The organism is Desulfosarcina widdelii (assembly GCF_009688965.1).
GTDB lineage: Bacteria > Desulfobacterota > Desulfobacteria > Desulfobacterales > Desulfosarcinaceae > Desulfosarcina > Desulfosarcina widdelii.
The window spans coordinates 6,100,962-6,117,195 of record NZ_AP021875.1 but is presented as its reverse complement, the minus strand read 5'-3'; the positions used below and the strand labels follow the sequence as shown (position 1 = coordinate 6,117,195).

Sequence of the window (16,234 nt, the reverse complement as noted above, 5' to 3'; positions counted from 1 at the left end):
CCGTATCGATGAACAGGGATACTTAAAACTGCGCCATCATCTCCTCTTCGCTGGTGGCCGGCAGCCGGCAGGCCCCGTTGCGGCAAACATAGGCCGTGACCTTGCCTTCGACCGCGGCTTTACCTTTGAATAACGGCGCCTGGCGGGCCAGTCCGGCGGCGCGGTCTTCGCTAACGGCCATGGCCAGGCTGCCCGGTAGAAAGGCGGTCCGCAGTCGATGCATAAACCGTTGGGGGTCTTTGCCGGCCGGCACCACGATGACCACCTGGCAGGGTGGATGCAGGTAGTATTCCAGCGCCATGAGCATCTCGCCGAAAGCCCCCGGATGGGCTTCGATGGATGTCGAAAACGTGCGCAATCCCTTTTCCGCCCGTTCCATGTAAGCGGGCGCCAGGGTCAATCCGTGCAGTCGCAAAAGATTCATCATGGCGATGGCGTTTCCCGAGGGCAGCGCGCCGTCAAGCATCGGTTTTTCCCGTGCGATCAACGCCTCATGGTCGTCAGCGGTCATGAAAAACCCACCGTTATCGGAATCGGCAAACCGCTCGGCAAGGGTACCGTCCAACGCGATGGCCCGATCGAGCCACATCGGTTCTGCGGTCGCTTCGAAAAGGTCCAGCAGGGCGGCAATCACAAAGGCGTAGTCTTCGAGAAATCCATTTCCGGAAACGGTCCCGTCTTTAAAGCTTCGCCCAAGCCGACGGTTTGCAACCATCCGGTCCCAGATGAAATCAGCGGCCCGCTCGGCCCGCTGAATATAAGTCAGGTCTTCGAGGGCCATGCCGCTGCGGGCAAAAGCGGAAATCATCAACCCGTTCCAGGAGGCCAGGATCTTGTCGTCGCACAGGGGCGCCGGACGCTCTTGGCGATGGGCGTACAGATTCCCGTTAATCTGGTCCAGGGCGACGGACAGATCTTCAACGGAAAGGCCCAGCGATTTGGCGGTCTCGTCGATACCCCGCGGCAAAAAGAATATGCTGCGGCCCTCGAAGTTGCCTTCGGCGCGAACACCGTATACGGCGGCAGCCAATTGAGCACCCTCACTGCCCAATACGTTTTCGAGTTCCGCCTGGGTCCAGGTAAAATAATAGCCTTCCTCCCGGCGGCCCGCCGGCGTCAGGCTGTCCGCATCGGTAGCGGAGAAAAAGGCGCCCTGCGGCGACGTCATCTCGCGGGCCACATACTCGAGGGTATTGACGGCCACCTGACGCAGACGGGGATTTCCTGTGGCCTGCCAGCCTTCGATGTACGCCGGTGCCAGCAGTGCATTGTCATAAAGCATCTTTTCGAAGTGGGGAACCAGCCATCCGGCGTCGGTGGCATAGCGGTGAAAGCCGCCGCCGATCTGGTCGCAGATGCCGCCGGCCGCCATTTTCTCCAGCGTCAGAACCACCATCTCCAGGCTCTTGGCGTCGCCAGTGCGTCGATGGTGACGCAATAATAATCGAACCGGAAGCGAACTGGGAAATTTTGGCGCCCCGCCGACCCCTCCGTTTACGGCATCGAACCGAGTCCTGCTGGAGGCGACGGCGCGTTCCAGAACGCCGTCCATGGGCAGGCGGTCGCCGCCGGCCGGCGTCAGCATCTGGCCGACCGCCCGGGAGAGTTCGCCTGCCGATTGGACAACCAGGTCCCGCCGATAATCGTAGCTCTCGCGGATCTTTTTCAGCAGGGTAAAAAATCCCACCGCAGCGCCGCGGTCGCCGTCCCGTGCCGGAAAATACGTTCCCCCGTAAAACGGTTGGCGGTCCGGCGTCAGCCACACGGTCATGGGCCAGCCGCCCTGGCCGGAAATGGCCTGCACGGCAATCATGTAAATGGAATCCACATCGGGACGCTCTTCCCGGTCCACTTTCACCGGGATATAATTTTCGTTGATATAAACGGCGATTTCTTCGTCTTCGAAGGATTCCTCTTCCATGACATGGCACCAGTGGCAGGTGGAGTAGCCCACGGAGAGCAGAACCGGCCGGTCCAGGCGTTGGGCGATATCGAAAACCTCGTCTCCCCAGGGATGCCAGTCCACCGGGTTGTGGGCGTGCTGCAGCAGGTAGGGGCTGGATTGAAGAAACAGGCGGTTGGTATACACCGGCTGTCCCTGCGCGTCGAGATGCCGGGTTCGGGGACGGTAGGCGTCTCCCCGCAGCCGCTGCATGTTTCGGTATTCCATTTCGAGGGTCATGTTGCCACCATTTTCTTATCTAGTTGGGGGTCGAAAACAGGCGTTTTGTCCCGCCCGGCAGGACTAATGAATGATCGGATACTTTTCTTTGAGCCAACCGACAATGCCGGTTTCAAGGTGATAAACCCGCTGGAAACCCAGTCGTTTGAAAATCTTGAGGCTCTTTCCGCTCCGGTTGCCACTGCGGCAGTAAACCAAATAGGTTTTCTCCCGATCCAGACGCTTGAGTTTCTCGACGAAATCGCTTGAATAGTAGTCCAGCAGCTGCGCCCCTTGAATATGTCCGCTCTTGAATTCCCTTGGCGTTCTTATATCCAGCACAACTACATCGGAATCATTTCCTCGCTCGTCGAGCAACTGCTTGAACTCGCGGGGGGAAATAGACTGCGCGGACGACTTCTGCGCCCAACCGCCGTCTGCCAGTCCGCCGGCTGCCAATATCAGCACAACCCAGACCAGTGCCTTGAATGCGATTCTCATACAGCCCCCTTGATATTCGGAGGGTATTGACGGCCCCATGAGACTGCCGCCGCTCGCGGGCCACGATTACCACATTGTGGTAATGTTAAGGATCGATTCCGATTTTGCAACGATGGGGACAACGGCAAGGCGGTTCAACCGGCAAAAAAGGGATCGTCCGTTTGACCGCCTGCCGCGGGGTGACACGGTGTTCGGATATTGAGGGTAAATGGTGTGGATTGTGCTGAAGGGCTTAAATCCGGCAGGTGCGGATATCGGTGACGATGATGCCTTTGGCGCCGATCTTGGTCAGGCTGTCCATGATCTGGTTGACATCCCGCAGCCGGGACATGGATTTGACGGCCACCCAACCCTCTTTGCTCAACGGTGAAACCGTGGGAGATTCAATGCCCGGAGTGACGACACAGGCCATTTCCAGCATGGATTTTGGGATGTCGTACTCGACCATGACATACTCCCGGGCCACGACGATACCGCGGATCCGCTCCAGAAACGTGTTGACGGCTTCCTGGCGCTCGATATCGCGGGTCCGGGCGACCAGTACGGCCTCGCTGTGCAACAGGGGCTCCCCGACCACTTCCAGTCCCGCTGCGACCAGGGTTCGTCCGGTCTGGACCACGTCGGCGATGGCATCGGCCACCCCCAGTCGGATGGAAATCTCCACGGCCCCGTCCAGGCGGATGATCTCCGCATCGATCTCTCTGCGCTGCAGATCTTCGATCACCAGTTGAGGGTAGCTGGTGGCAATGCGAAGCCCTTCGAAACCGTCGGGGGTCAGATCCGACCCGGCGGGAACGGCGTAGGCAAAGCTGGACCGTCCGAAGCCCAGGGGCAGCAGTTCGGCCACGTCGGATCGGCTGTCCAGGGCCAGGTCGCGGCCGGTGACCCCCATGTCCAGAATTCCTTTGCTGACATAGACGGCGATGTCCCGGGGCCGAAGGAAGACAAACTCCACCTGGTTGACATTGTCCATGACGATCAGTTCGCGACTATAGCGCCGGCAGTTGTATCCGGCCTCCCGGATCAATTGCACGGCATCCTCGGAAAGGGAGCCTTTATTGGGTATGGCGATTTTCAGCATATCGACGAATTCCTTGGTGCGGCGTTATTGAGTTTGCTGTAATTATAGGGAGTTTGTTAGAATGGCATTAGATTGAAACATTATTGTAAACCGCCACAAATGGTAGATTTTGGCTCAGGCCAAGGCCGCAGCGATGTCGAAACCGCAGGCGTAGCAGCGCTACGTTGAGGATTTCGACCGAGGGAGAACGCCGGCATGGGCCGAAAGATGCCGTTTGTGGGTAATCAAAGGTAGCGATAGACATCCTCCAACTCCAACTCGCACGCAATCATCATCACCTGCAGGTGGTAAAGCAGTTGGGAAATTTCTTCGGCCGTGCGTTCACGGCCTTCGTGCTCGGCGGCCATCCACACTTCGCAGGCCTCCTCGATCACTTTTTTACCAATGGCATGAACCCCTTTTTCCAGTTGCCGTACCGTTCCCGAATGGGGATCTTTTCGCGCCGTCTTGTCCTTGAGTTCGGCAAAAAGCACTTCGAACGATTTCATCGTATCGACCTTCCTTGCGGGCCACCACCGCCTAAAACGATCGTGGCATGATTATCAATGACGGCTCTCTTAACAAAAAAGTGGGCGTCTAACAACGTGGCATCGGAAAAAACAGGGAGTTAAAAGGATGGCGGCCCCGCATTTTGTGGGGTGGAATGCAGGGCCGCCAGGGGTAGAGGGATTGAGTGATACATATGGGGTGTTAGAAAAATAATAAATACGACCCTCCCGGCTGTCAAGAAAAAAAATGCCACATTGTGGTATTTTTGAGCCTGCTGAAAAAGTAACTAAGGATTGCGCAGGAGATTCGTTCGAATCGGTTCACAGCCGTTCGATTTTTTTCAGGATCGATTTAAATATGGAACAGGTGCGGCAAAGTTCCATCTTCTCTTGCCACGAGCCGTGGACATGTCCATTGCAAATGGTACCGTTAATGAACCAGCATAGATCGCCGGAAGCGAATTCCCAGGCCGGACATTGCTCCCGCTGCTCCGGCAGGCAGCTTCGCTTTTCCCAGCAGGCTTCGCTGTTTTGCCCTTGCAGCTTGCAGGCCAGGAGAAAATAGAGCTGCCGCTCAACATGGGCTGGAATGGTCCGCCACCCCTGTTCATAGCTGTGGATGGCCTTGATGGAAGTTCCCAGAAGCTGGGCCATCTGCTTCTGGGTCTTGTTGAGTTTCTTCCGGAACTTGCTGAATGTTGCCGCTTTCATCTTCCCCCTGCGAACGATGCCTAATCGGCGCGATTCGGATGGTTAGCACTTGGATTTCATTACGGGTCCCACACGGTGGTATAAATGTCAAGTCTCAAGTCCAATATACGAGCGACCGATATTCATTTAACTGCCCGATACAAACTCGGGCATCGGCAAATACTGCCAACAACCGAACATGAGGATACCCGGATGCCAAAACCCTGTGGAAACATTTTAGTCGTCGATGACAGTACGACCATGCGAAACGTAATCAAGAAGATTCTGGAGCCGGTCGGTTATGCGATCCTCGAAGCCAAAAATGGCATCGAAGCACTCACCATGGCACTTTCCGAAGACCCACCCGACCTGATTACGCTGGATGTCGACATGCCCAAAATGGACGGTTTCAGCGCATGCCGGAAAATTCTGAGCGATTATCATGAAAACGACGTGTCCCTGACAAGAGAAAAGCGGCCCCATATCGTTTTCGTCACGGCCAACGACAATGTCGAAAGCCGGCGCCAAGGCTTCGAGGCCGGTGCTGCGGACTTCATCGCCAAACCGTTTCACAAAGAGGAGGTCCTGGCAACCGTCGAACGTATTCTTTCGCCGGCCAAAAACAAAGAGGGCATGACCGTCCTGGTGGTGGACGACAGCGCCCTTGCGCGCGACATCCTGGTGCAGAACATCTCCCGTGAAGGCTGGACGGTAATAGAGGCCGAAAATGGACTTCAGGCACTGGACATCGTAAGACGCGAAAAGGAAAAAATCGATATCATCATCACCGACCTGGTGATGCCCGAAATGGACGGCATTGCCCTATGCGAAACGATCCGCAGCGATTTGCATATGGACAACGTGCCCATTATTTTCCTCACCTCCATTGCCGACCAGCAGCAACTGCTGAAGGTTTTCCAGGCCGGAGCCACGGATTATCTGGTCAAACCTTTTTTCCAGGAAGAACTGCTGGCACGACTGCGGGTCCACATCGAAAAATCGATGCTGGTCCGGCAGCTTCGCGATACGATCACCGAAAAAAAACGAGCGGAAAAAGAAAGGGCGGAAAAAGAAAGGCTCCAGGGCGTTGTCGAAATGGCCGGCGCCGTGTGCCATGAGTTGAACCAACCCATTCAGACCATCAGCGGGCTGACCGAACTCATGATCATGAAAGCCGATGCGGCCGATCCTTTGGCCGGCTATGCCAATAAAATCAAGGCTCAGGTGGATCGCATGGGCAAGATGACCGCGAAGCTGACCAATGTGACCACCTACCGTACCAAAGCCCACGACGGGTTGACCCGTATCATCGATATCGACGGGGCCGCTCTGGGTCCCCCTGTCGAAGCGTGATCGTCAGCCCACGTCCTTTTTCATGTCGATACCGAAACGCTTCATCCGTTTCCATATGGTCACCCGGCTGACACCGAGCATCCGAGCCGCCTCGGACTGATTTCCGCCGGCATTGCGAAGCACTGCGATCAAATCATCCCGCTCCTTGGCGCAATCCGGGTCCATTTCACAGGCCGCCTGTCGGACCAAGCCACCGCCGGCAATTTTGTGCGGCAGGTGCTGCACGCCGATCCCACCGCTCTGGCACAAGACGAAAGCATACTCGACGGCATTGCGAAGCTCCCGGACATTGCCGGGCCAGTTATACTCGGTCAACGCCTCCAAGGCTTCCGGGGTCAGACCGAGAATTTTCTTGCCGCTGCTCACCGCGTTGCGGCGGATAAAGCTCTGGGCAATCAGCGGAATGTCCTCCCGACGCCGGGAAAGCGGCGGACAGAACAGGGGAAAGACATTGATCCGAAAATAGAGGTCTTCCCGGAAAAGGCCCTGCTCGATCAGTTCTTCCAGATTCTTGTGGGTGGCGGTGATCACCCGCACGTCCACGGGGACAGAACGGTTGTCTCCCACCCGCTCGATCTTTCGCTCCTCGAGGACCCGCAGCAGCTTGACCTGGACGGAGGGAGGGATGTCGCCGACCTCGTCCAGGAAAATGGTGCCCTCGTGGGCGGATTCGAACCGGCCGACACGCGCACGATCCGCGCCTGTATAAGCGCCCTTGACATGGCCGAACAATTCGCTTTCCAGCAGGTTTTCGTTCAAAGCCGCACAATTGACCTTGACGTAGGGCTTGTCGCTGCGCCCGCTGGCCCGGTGAATGGCCCGGGCCACCAGCTCCTTGCCGCATCCGCTTTCGCCCTGGATCATCACCGGCGTATCCGACTGGGCCACGTTTTCGATCATTTCGAAAAGATTCAGCATCACCGGCGATTTTCCCAGAATGCCGTGAAAGCCTTCGTCCAGGGAAAAGGTTTTACGCAGCGTGCTGATCTCCTGCTGTTGTCGTATCTTTTCGGTAATGTCCGTCAGGGTTTCAACGGCGCCGATAATATCACCATCTTCATTGCGCAGCACGGATGCGCTCTTGACGATATGCACCGAGTGGCGGTCCTTGTTGGTGATCAGACATTTTTTCTCTCTGATGCCCCCCCGGACGAAGAGCCCGCACCATTGTTTGCCGGCGCCTTTTCCGATGATTTTGCATCCTGTGCAATTCAATATCCGACAGGATTTTCCGACCAGTTCCTCGGCCGTATAGCCGGTTACCCGCTCGGCAGCCGGGTTGGCGGCAATGATATTTCCGCTCGGATCCACCACCATCAGGCCGTCTTGCAGCGTATCGACAATGGTTTTCCAGTATTTGGCGATATCCATCTGATCCTCCGCTAAGTGTTAACGCAACTGCAGCAACATGTTAATCTGCAAAGTTAACATGCGTTAACATAAAAGGTTTCGTCCTTTTGTGCAAGCTTCTTCACCAAAAAAATTTTCCATTTTATTTTTATAAGTTATGGGAATCAGCACCAGTCTGTTTTCTCCTGGCATACCCTTTGCTGAAAAAGTAACATCGCCCCACGAATTTGTATTGGGTTAACAGTTCCCCAAGGAGGAGAAATGAACGCAACCAGAGGAGGAATCAAAACAGTCGGCATCATCGGACTGGCATGCCTGCTGTGCTTTGCTGTCTCGAACCCCGTTTCAGCCCAGGACGATGTTCAGCAACTAAAGCAACAGCTCGAGCAAATGACCAGGGAAATGCAGGCGGTGCAGGAAAAACTCGCTGAGATGGAAAAGAAAAACGAGGCCAAGAAGGAAGAAGTCGAGGAGATGAATGACCGTCTCGACAAGGCCGAACTGCATGCGGCCACGGACAAGGTCGCCTTTGGCATAGAATTCCGCTCCCGGGGAGATACATTGTCCTACAGCGATATCCAGGTGGCGCCCAGCATGCTTACCAGCGGTTTAATCGGCCAGACTCTCTCTCCGGCGGACCTGCCCGGAATGCTGGCCATGATGCCTCCGGGAGTGATGGTTCCCGACAAATACGATGCAACCAATGATATCATCCTCACCAACAAATTCCGTCTCACCATGAAGGCCAAGGTCAACGACCAGTTGAACTTCGACGGCCGTCTGGCCGCCTATAAAGTGTTCGGGGACAGCAGCGGAGTAAAGTTCAACCAGGGCAGTCTGAATGACGTCACCCTGGACGGCAACATCTCCAGCCTTCCCCATGGGGACACCATCCGACTGGAACGGGCCTATTTCAATTATAAAAAAGATTGGGGCCGAGTGCCCACAAATTTCTCTGTTGGCCGGCGCCCGGGAACCGACGGCCCCCCTTTGGAATACATGAATTACAGTCTCGAAGGAGGCTCTCCACTGGCCACCATCATCAACTGGCAGTTTGACGGTGCGTCCTACAACCTGGGGTTGGAGGAAGTTACCGGCATCCCCGGTGCTGCGTTCAAAATCTGCTACGGGCAGGGATTCGAGGGCGACTGGGGCAACTCGTATGCCCTCAACGCCCGGCAGCCCGATGTGGACGATGTTCACTTCGGCGGTTTCATCGCCACCCTCTTCGACAACGACTCGACCAGTGCCGTGCTCAACTATGCCCATGCCTGGGACATCACCGACGGATTCACCGGATTGTCCGTCATGCCCTTTATTGTCAGTGACAATGGAGATGGCACCTTTACATTCAGCCAGAACGAAGGCGGATACATCACCCGTCTGGAACCGTACACCGAAATCGGCGACTGGGATGCAGCTTCCCTGCTTTTGCGGACCAACCTGACCGAACGCTTCGACAAGGACATCGATCTGTTCGTTGCCGGTTCGTGGAGCCATACCAGCCCGTCCAGGACGTCGGAAAATCCTTTCTACAAATTCATGGGTCAAGGACTTCTCAACTCTAATGGCGAACTGGAAGACCGCGACGGCTATATGATTTACCTCGGCGCGGTTTTTGCCATGCCCTGGGATGCCCGGTTTGGCCTGGAGTACAATTACGGTTCCAGGTACTGGTTCAATTTCAGTGGTGCCGAGGACTCGGTGGTGGCCAGCAAACTGGCCGTCCGCGGCCATGTTTACGAAGGCTACTGGCACCAGCCCATTGTCAACGACAACTTCTTCGCCACCATCGGCGTACGCTACTACGACTATGAATACACCGGCAGCGGCAGTCCCATGGGCGAACCCGTGAAAATCGACGAGTTGAGTTCTCTCGATGCGTTCAATCCAGTCGTCGACAAAGTCATGGACGGCTACATCAGCCTCACCTTCCGGTATTAGGAAGCAGGTTTTAAGGAAAACGTCGTGGACAAATCCAGTCTGCTGCACAGCCTGAAAGAAGAAGTGGCCAACGGCTATCGGTTTCTGTTTGCCAATGCCTGGTCCGGTTACATGGCCGGCATTCTCATCGCCGTCCTGGCCCTGATGATCCTGTTGTGGAACGGCATGTGGGGAATTTCCGGCGGATACCGCAACTGGGGAAACTGGTTTTACTACCTCATCGGCCTGGGAACCGAGCGGCCCCTGACGCCCTGGATGGACCCCCATTCGGTGACCAACCTGGCCATCTTTGCCGGTGCGTTGGCATCGGCACTGCTCAGCCGCCAATTTTCGGTTCGCCGGGCACCGCGGCGGGAGTATGCCAAGGGGATGATCGGCGGCATCCTCATGGGTGCAGGCGCCGCCCTCGCCGGTGGATGCAATGTGGGCGGATTCTACTCGGCCATCGGCGTTTTCTCCATGGGCGGCTATACCATGATGTTCGGTCTCGGATTGGGGGCCTGGATGGGGTTGAAGGTTCTGCTCTGGGAAATGGAGCACCTGCCGGCAACGGCCGTGTGTACGATCGAAGACGAAGGCAACCGCCGCTGGTCAGCCGTCTGGCAGAGCTTTCAACCGGCGGCCGGCATCGTCCTGCTGCTGTTCATGATTATCGCCGTCTATCTCTATGGCGCTGTGGATCAGGCCCTGGTCGGGGGACTTCTCATCTTCGGCCTGCTCATCGGAGTAGTCATGCACCGCTCGCGATTCTGTTTCGTAAGAGCCTTCCGCGATCCGTTCATGACCGGCGAGGCCGAAATGGTCAAAGTCGTATCCCTGAGTCTGATGGTTTATGGACTGGGCTCGGCGGTAATCAAATGGAATTACATCCAGCCGGATACCATGGGGGTTTTTCATCCTTTCTGGCTGGGCAGCCTGCTGGGCGGAACAATCTTCGGGCTCGGCATGCTCCTGGCCGGCGGATGTGCCAGCAGCACCTTGTGGCGTCTGGCCGAAGGCCACACCAAGCTCGGAATTACCCTGATCTCCTTCGCCCTGACCAATGCCGCGGCCATGCGCTTCATCGAAAGTTATGACATCCGCCATTACCTGGGAAAAGGACTCTACCTGCCGGGAGTCTTCTCCTGGCAACTCGGCATTCCGCTGTTCATGGCCATTTTACTGCTGTGGACGCTGATGGCCGCATGGAACGAGAAAACCGAAAAACTGGTTATTTTTTAGCCGACTCAAAGGAGCACGACAATGGAACTCGACAAGATTATACCCGACAGCACCGTTGACACCTGCGGGCTGAGCTGCCCCATGCCGCTGTTGAAAACCAAGAAAGCCCTCAAGGGCTTGAAGGCCGGGCAGATCCTGGAGATTGTGGGCACCGACCCGGGCTCCAAGAAGGACATCCCCGATTTCGGTGCCAAAAACGGCAACACCTTTTTAGGCATGATCGACGGTGAAATGGGGCTCACCCGCTACTACATCATGAAAAATTAGTCCGGGAGGTCATCCATGAAAAAGGCAGCCGTTTTGATCCGGGACCCCGAACAACAGTACGAAGGCCTGCGAACCAGCCTGGGACTTTTGCTGGAAGACACCGAAGTCCAGATGTTCGTCCTGCATCACGAAATCGCCCATATGGACGAGGCCTACCGGGACAACATGGAGTTCATTGACGAAATGGAAGGCGAAAGGTTTTCCAACAACTCGGCCAACGTGGAGAAGTACGGGTTCAAGCACGTCACTCTGGCGGATGTCGCGAAAATGGTCAGCACCGCCGACGTGGTCATCCCCTTTTGACCCGAACAGTCATAAAACAAGGAACAACGCCATGAAAGTACTTCACATCCTCAGATCCGAACCCGACGAAACGGTGGAGAAGTTCACTGATTCGTTGTCCACGGACAACACGGCGTCGGTCGTGGGTCTCTATGACGGGCCGGTCGACTGGCCGGCGTTGGTCGACAAGATATTCGAAAACGACAAAGTGATCTGCTGGTGGTGATCGCTTTGGACAGCCAAGGAGAAATGACCATGACGGATTCTTTGGGAATTCTAGTCAGCACGGACAAACATCTGGATCACGTGGTTAATCTGGCCAGGGCCGCCCACGAAAAGGGAAAATCGGTCAACGTATTTTTCACCGGCAGTGGTGTTCGCCTGACCATGCAGCGGCAATTCAAGGAACTGGTGGGAAAGGCAAAGCTGTCCGTGTGCGATGTCAGCTTCAGGGCCAATGGACTGCATGGCCGGGAAGACGAGGTGCCGGGCGTGGGGTTCAAGGATTTCGCCACCCAGGCCAAAAATGCCGAAATGTTGGCCCAGTCGGACCGCTATCTGGTATTTTAAGCGACCGCTAAAGTTCAACACGATATATCATTAATTTCAACTTCAAAGGAGGCAACATGTTCAGAAAAGCAATCTTTCTCATCACCGCAACGATCTTTCTTTTTTCCTCGGTCGGCGTCACCCTGGCCCTTGAAAAAGGAAACAAACGCAAAGGCAAATACACCTACCGAAAGGTTTACAAGGCCTGCATGGAGCGAGGGGAAGTAGATTCCCCCAAACCGCCCATCAGCCCGGATGCTAAAACTCAGGCCCAGTGGACCCGGGTCTTCGAAAAAAAAGATTTCGGTGACTTCGGATGCAAAGCGGAATGGGAGGCCCTTTCCGAAAACGATCTGACCGACATTTACACCTATCTGCACGATCATGCAGCAGACTCGCCCACACCGGCCAAGTGCAAATAGGCGCCTTGCGGCTGTCAATCCATCCGGGCAGTCCGATCCGGGCTGCCCGTAAACGGTTTTAAAAGGAGCATATCATGTTTCGACGACTGACGATCATGGCATTCTGCCTGCTTTTTCTCAGCGCAGCCCTGACCGGCTGCGCCACAACCCGGGAAACGACCACGCCGGAAAAAGCGTCCGCCGAGCCGGCCTTTACCCCCTTTCACGACATCGTGGACATGGCTTTCGTGAAACAGCACGTGTCCATCCCCTTGTCACAAGACGTCATGCTCATCGATGCCCGTCCATACAAGCCCAAATACATCAAAGGGCACATCCCCATGGCCGTCAGCATCCCCGACAGCCAGTTCGACAAAATGACCGACAAGCTGCCGGCCAACAAGGACGCCCTGTTGATCTTCTACTGCGGCGGATTGAAGTGCAAGCTCAGCCACAAGTCCGCCATAAAGGCGGAGAAGTTGGGCTACACCAACGTCAAGGTTTTTGCCGAAGGCTATCCTCAATGGATCTCGGACAAATCCAACTATCCGGCTGTGTCGGCCGAATGGATCAAAGCGCAGATCGACAAAGGCGCCGACATGGTCCTGGTGGACTCGCGTCCCAAACGCAAGAAGTATGACAAAGGCCACATTCCAACGGCCATCAGCATCCCCGACATGCAGTTCGACGACCTGAAAAATCAACTGCCCGCAGAAAAGAGCAAACTGGTGGTCTTCTACTGCGGCGGGCTGCACTGCAAGCTGAGCCACAAGAGTGCCGCCAAGGCCATCGCCATGGGCTACACCAACGTCAAGGTTTTCGCCGAAGGCTATCCGGCCTGGGTCGCCTATGCGGGCAAGCCGACCACGAACGTCGCTGCCGCCACTGCAATAAAGGCTGGAGAAGAAGAGGGCAGCATCGATCACGCCGAATTCAAGCGGTTGGTCAACGATTCTCCTGAAGCGATTCTGCTGGTCGATGTCCGCGATGCGGACGAGTATAAAAAGGGAAGCCTGAAAACAGCGGTGAATATCCCCATCGACGATCTGGAAGAGAAAATCAAGACGCTTCCCGCCGACAAGCCCGTGGTTTTTATCTGCGGCACCGGCGCCCGCAGCGGCGAGGCGTTCTACATGGTTCAGGACGTCCGGCCGGAGTTGAAAAACGTGTTCTACGTTGACGGTGAGATGACCATCAAGAAAGATGGTTCCTTCACCCTGAAAAAACTGCCCATGTAGCCGATGACGCATTGCCATCGAGGGGTTGCGGGAAGCATCGAATGATTAACGGATGACATACCGGATTGTATCTGATAGACTTTTGCCAACTCCTCGAATCCCAATGCTTTCGCTGACCTGAATGACGTACCGTTGAATATGTGCCGGCGTGCCTCTTCGCCAGTGCTCATGAAGTTTTATACTTACCAAGTAACCCATAGGGGGAAACGATGAAGTCAACCAGAGGGCGCCTATCCACCTTCTGGTGCACCCTGCTTTTATTCTTCCTCGCGTCGATATCGACGCCCGCCGCCTTCGGTGCGACGGACGACGCCGAGGACCGGGCACCGGGCCGCACCATGGCAGACCAGGCCATCAAGGGCAAACAGTTGTGGATCACCACCGACCACTCCCGACTCAAGGCGCTTCAGAAGGACTTTAGATCCGGTCCGGAAGTGACCCGGGCGTGCATCTCCTGCCACACGGAAGCCGCGGACCAGTTCCACCAGACCATTCACTGGACCTGGCAGGCCTACACTACCGAAGACGGCAGTGTGCATGGCAAGGGCGGCGATTCCATCAATAACTTCTGCATTTCGGCCGACAGGATGCAGGACAAGGGCTGCCTGAGCTGCCACCCGGGATGGGGGAAAAAAACCGAAGCGGTCAACTGTCTCAACTGCCACGGCCAGAAATCGATCAACTGGGAAGAATCCTTCGAGGATTTTGAAGCGTTCGACGGCTCAGACGATCCTGAAGAGCAGGAGATCGCCAACGAAATCCGCGCCAATATCCAGGCAGCGGTTCAGGCGGTGGTCCGGCCCGAGCGTCAGAACTGCGGTTCCTGCCACTTCAAGGGCGGCGGCGGCGACGGGGTCAAGCACGGCGACCTGGACACCTCGTTGACCAAGCCCAACAAGGCCCTGGATGTCCACATGGGCAGTGACGGGCAGAACTTCACCTGCACCCGCTGTCACACGACCAAGCTGCACAACATCGCCGGCCGGGTCTATACGAAACCGGCGGCCACGGACCGCAAAAGCCTGATCGAGGATGACCTGACCACAAAGATCACATGCGAGTCCTGTCACAGCAGCACCCCGCACAAAGCCGACTCCAAGGCCAACGACCATACGGACAAGGTGGCCTGCCAGAGCTGCCATATCCCGAAATTCGCCCGGGTGAATCCCACCAAGATGTCCTGGGACTGGTCCCAGGCCGGAAAACTCAAGGACGGCAAGCCTTACAAAACCGAGGACGAATTCGGCAAACACGACTACATGTCCATCAAGGGTCAGTTCAAATGGGACAAGAACGTCAAACCCGAGTACTTCTGGTACAACGGCTCCATCAGCAGTACCACGGCCCGCGATGCCATCGACCCCAGCCAGGTCGTCCGGGTGAGCCATCCGGTGGGCAGCCGGGACGACGAAAACGCCCGAATCTTCCCATTCAAGGTTCATCGCGGAAAGCAGCCCTATGACAAAGTCCACAAGACATTGCTCGGTCCCATGCTCTCCGGTCCCGACGGCTACTGGACAACCCTGGATTGGAACCATGCCCTGACCAAAGGCCAGGAAGCCCTGGGTATTCCCTTTTCCGGCGAGTTCGACTTCGTGGACACCACCTATGTCTTTCCCATTACCCACATGGTGGCCCCCAAGGAGAACGTGGTCTCCTGCAACGAATGCCACACCCGTGACGAAAGCCGTCTGGCCAGTTTGGCCGGCTTCTACATGCCCGGCCGGGACAAGTTCACCTTGCTGGATTCGGTGGGATGGATTCTGGTGCTGGGCCACCTGCTGGGCGTCGGACTCCACGGCCTGACCCGCATGTTCACCAACGGGCGAAAGGAGGGCAAGTAGACATGTCTGATAAAAAAAGGATCAATATGTACCTGTACACCCGCTACGAGCGCTTCTGGCACTGGCTGCAGATGGCCCTCATCTTCGTGCTGCTGGTCACCGGCTTCGAGGTGCATGGCACCTTTCCCTTCCTGGGATTCGACGAGGCTGTGGATGTGCACAATTTCGTGGGCCTGAGCTGGCTGATCGCTTTTGCTTTCTTTGTGTTCTGGGTCTTCACCACCGGTGAGTGGAAACAGTACATCCCAACCACCAAGAAGATGTTCCAGGTGATCCTGTACTACAGCTACGGCATCTTTCGGGGCGAAAGCCATCCGGTGCCCAAGCGCAAGGAGGCCAAACACAATCCCCTCCAGCGCATCGTTTACCTGTCCCTGGCGGCATTCCTCCTGCCCATTCAAATGCTGTCGGGATTCTTGTACTGGGGCTACAATTCCTGGAAATCCTGGGGGCTGGACTGGCTCACCCTGGATGTCATTGCTTTCGTCCATACGGCCGGGGCATTTGCCATCCTGTGCTTTGTCATCGTGCACGTTTACATGACCACCACCGGCCACACCGTCACCGCCCATGTCAAAGCCATGATCACCGGCTGGGAAGATGTGGAAGAAGGCGATGTGCAGGAGTGGGAGAAGCACGGCGACCGCCAGCCGGCCGGTTGAGCAACTCCATTTTCATTCTTCATAAATAGTGCCCATCCAGAAATAGGTAAATTTGGTTGAGATCGAGGCGCACGAAAAATTTTACCGCAGGTATATGGTTGATATTCCAACGATAAAATTTTTTGCGCAACAAAGATATCGGGCAAATTGGCCATTTCTGGATGGATACTGAACAAAAGCCCCGGATCGATCCGCTCAATCC

At 56.0% G+C, this 16,234-nt stretch carries 17 protein-coding genes; 11 read left to right on the top strand and 6 right to left on the bottom strand.

What is annotated here, in order from left to right; translation table 11 throughout:
* Window positions 1–22: 22 nt before the first annotated feature.
* The 5 genes from GN111_RS28010 to GN111_RS27990 all read right to left on the bottom strand — a co-directional run bounded on the left by GN111_RS28010 (window position 23) and on the right by GN111_RS27990 (window position 4,942).
* A complete protein-coding gene (locus GN111_RS28010; protein ID WP_155306911.1) occupies window positions 23–2,182 on the bottom strand; it encodes a thioredoxin domain-containing protein in 2,160 nt (719 codons plus the stop codon).
* Between the two features lie 63 nt (window positions 2,183–2,245).
* Window positions 2,246–2,662, bottom strand: a complete 417-nt coding sequence (locus GN111_RS28005; RefSeq protein ID WP_170302494.1) for a rhodanese-like domain-containing protein — start codon at window positions 2,660–2,662, stop codon at window positions 2,246–2,248.
* Between the two features lie 232 nt (window positions 2,663–2,894).
* Window positions 2,895–3,743, bottom strand: a complete 849-nt coding sequence (gene hisG, locus GN111_RS28000; protein ID WP_155306909.1) for an ATP phosphoribosyltransferase — start codon at window positions 3,741–3,743, stop codon at window positions 2,895–2,897.
* Window positions 3,744–3,967: 224 nt separating this feature from the next.
* Entirely contained in the window at window positions 3,968–4,231 is a 264-nt protein-coding gene (locus GN111_RS27995) for a phosphoribosyl-ATP diphosphatase (protein WP_155306908.1), read from the bottom strand.
* A gap of 321 nt (window positions 4,232–4,552) precedes the next feature.
* A complete protein-coding gene (locus tag GN111_RS27990) occupies window positions 4,553–4,942 on the bottom strand; it encodes a helix-turn-helix domain-containing protein (protein ID WP_155306907.1) in 390 nt (129 codons plus the stop codon).
* Window positions 4,943–5,134: 192 nt separating this feature from the next.
* Between GN111_RS27990 and GN111_RS27985 the strand changes: the two genes are divergently transcribed.
* On the top strand, window positions 5,135–6,274 hold the full coding sequence (locus GN111_RS27985) for an ATP-binding response regulator (RefSeq protein ID WP_170302493.1): 1,140 nt from the start codon (window positions 5,135–5,137) through the stop codon (window positions 6,272–6,274).
* A gap of 3 nt (window positions 6,275–6,277) precedes the next feature.
* Here GN111_RS27985 and GN111_RS27980 read toward each other — a convergent pair whose 3' ends face one another.
* Window positions 6,278–7,645: a sigma-54 interaction domain-containing protein gene (locus tag GN111_RS27980; RefSeq protein WP_155306905.1), complete on the bottom strand. Its 1,368-nt coding sequence runs from the start codon at window positions 7,643–7,645 to the stop codon at window positions 6,278–6,280.
* Window positions 7,646–7,885: 240 nt separating this feature from the next.
* Between GN111_RS27980 and GN111_RS27975 the strand changes: the two genes are divergently transcribed.
* The 10 genes from GN111_RS27975 (at window position 7,886) to GN111_RS27930 (ending at window position 16,032) form a co-directional block, all read left to right on the top strand.
* The gene (locus GN111_RS27975) at window positions 7,886–9,568 is read left to right on the top strand and encodes a DUF3373 family protein (RefSeq protein WP_155306904.1); all 1,683 of its coding nucleotides are present in this window, start codon (window positions 7,886–7,888) and stop codon (window positions 9,566–9,568) included.
* A 24-nt stretch (window positions 9,569–9,592) separates the two neighbouring features.
* On the top strand, window positions 9,593–10,789 hold the full coding sequence (locus GN111_RS27970; protein WP_197740439.1) for a YeeE/YedE thiosulfate transporter family protein: 1,197 nt from the start codon (window positions 9,593–9,595) through the stop codon (window positions 10,787–10,789).
* 21 nt (window positions 10,790–10,810) lie between these two features.
* Window positions 10,811–11,056 (top strand): sulfurtransferase TusA family protein, encoded by a 246-nt coding sequence (locus tag GN111_RS27965; RefSeq protein ID WP_155306903.1) that lies wholly within the window; start codon window positions 10,811–10,813, stop codon window positions 11,054–11,056.
* A gap of 15 nt (window positions 11,057–11,071) precedes the next feature.
* Window positions 11,072–11,359 (top strand): hypothetical protein, encoded by a 288-nt coding sequence (locus GN111_RS27960; RefSeq protein WP_155306902.1) that lies wholly within the window; start codon window positions 11,072–11,074, stop codon window positions 11,357–11,359.
* A gap of 31 nt (window positions 11,360–11,390) precedes the next feature.
* Entirely contained in the window at window positions 11,391–11,564 is a 174-nt protein-coding gene (locus tag GN111_RS27955; protein ID WP_155306901.1) for a hypothetical protein, read from the top strand.
* Between the two features lie 29 nt (window positions 11,565–11,593).
* Window positions 11,594–11,908 carry a DsrE family protein gene (locus GN111_RS27950; RefSeq protein WP_170302492.1) on the top strand — a complete coding sequence of 105 codons (315 nt, stop codon included), beginning with the start codon at window positions 11,594–11,596 and terminating at the stop codon, window positions 11,906–11,908.
* A gap of 56 nt (window positions 11,909–11,964) precedes the next feature.
* Window positions 11,965–12,309: a cytochrome c family protein gene (locus GN111_RS27945; protein ID WP_155306899.1), complete on the top strand. Its 345-nt coding sequence runs from the start codon at window positions 11,965–11,967 to the stop codon at window positions 12,307–12,309.
* A gap of 74 nt (window positions 12,310–12,383) precedes the next feature.
* The gene (locus GN111_RS27940) at window positions 12,384–13,526 is read left to right on the top strand and encodes a rhodanese-like domain-containing protein (protein WP_155306898.1); all 1,143 of its coding nucleotides are present in this window, start codon (window positions 12,384–12,386) and stop codon (window positions 13,524–13,526) included.
* 209 nt (window positions 13,527–13,735) lie between these two features.
* The gene (locus GN111_RS27935) at window positions 13,736–15,370 is read left to right on the top strand and encodes a tetrathionate reductase family octaheme c-type cytochrome (RefSeq protein WP_155306897.1); all 1,635 of its coding nucleotides are present in this window, start codon (window positions 13,736–13,738) and stop codon (window positions 15,368–15,370) included.
* Window positions 15,371–15,372: 2 nt separating this feature from the next.
* The gene (locus GN111_RS27930) at window positions 15,373–16,032 is read left to right on the top strand and encodes a cytochrome b/b6 domain-containing protein (RefSeq protein ID WP_155306896.1); all 660 of its coding nucleotides are present in this window, start codon (window positions 15,373–15,375) and stop codon (window positions 16,030–16,032) included.
* The last annotated feature ends 202 nt before the right edge of the window (window positions 16,033–16,234 follow it).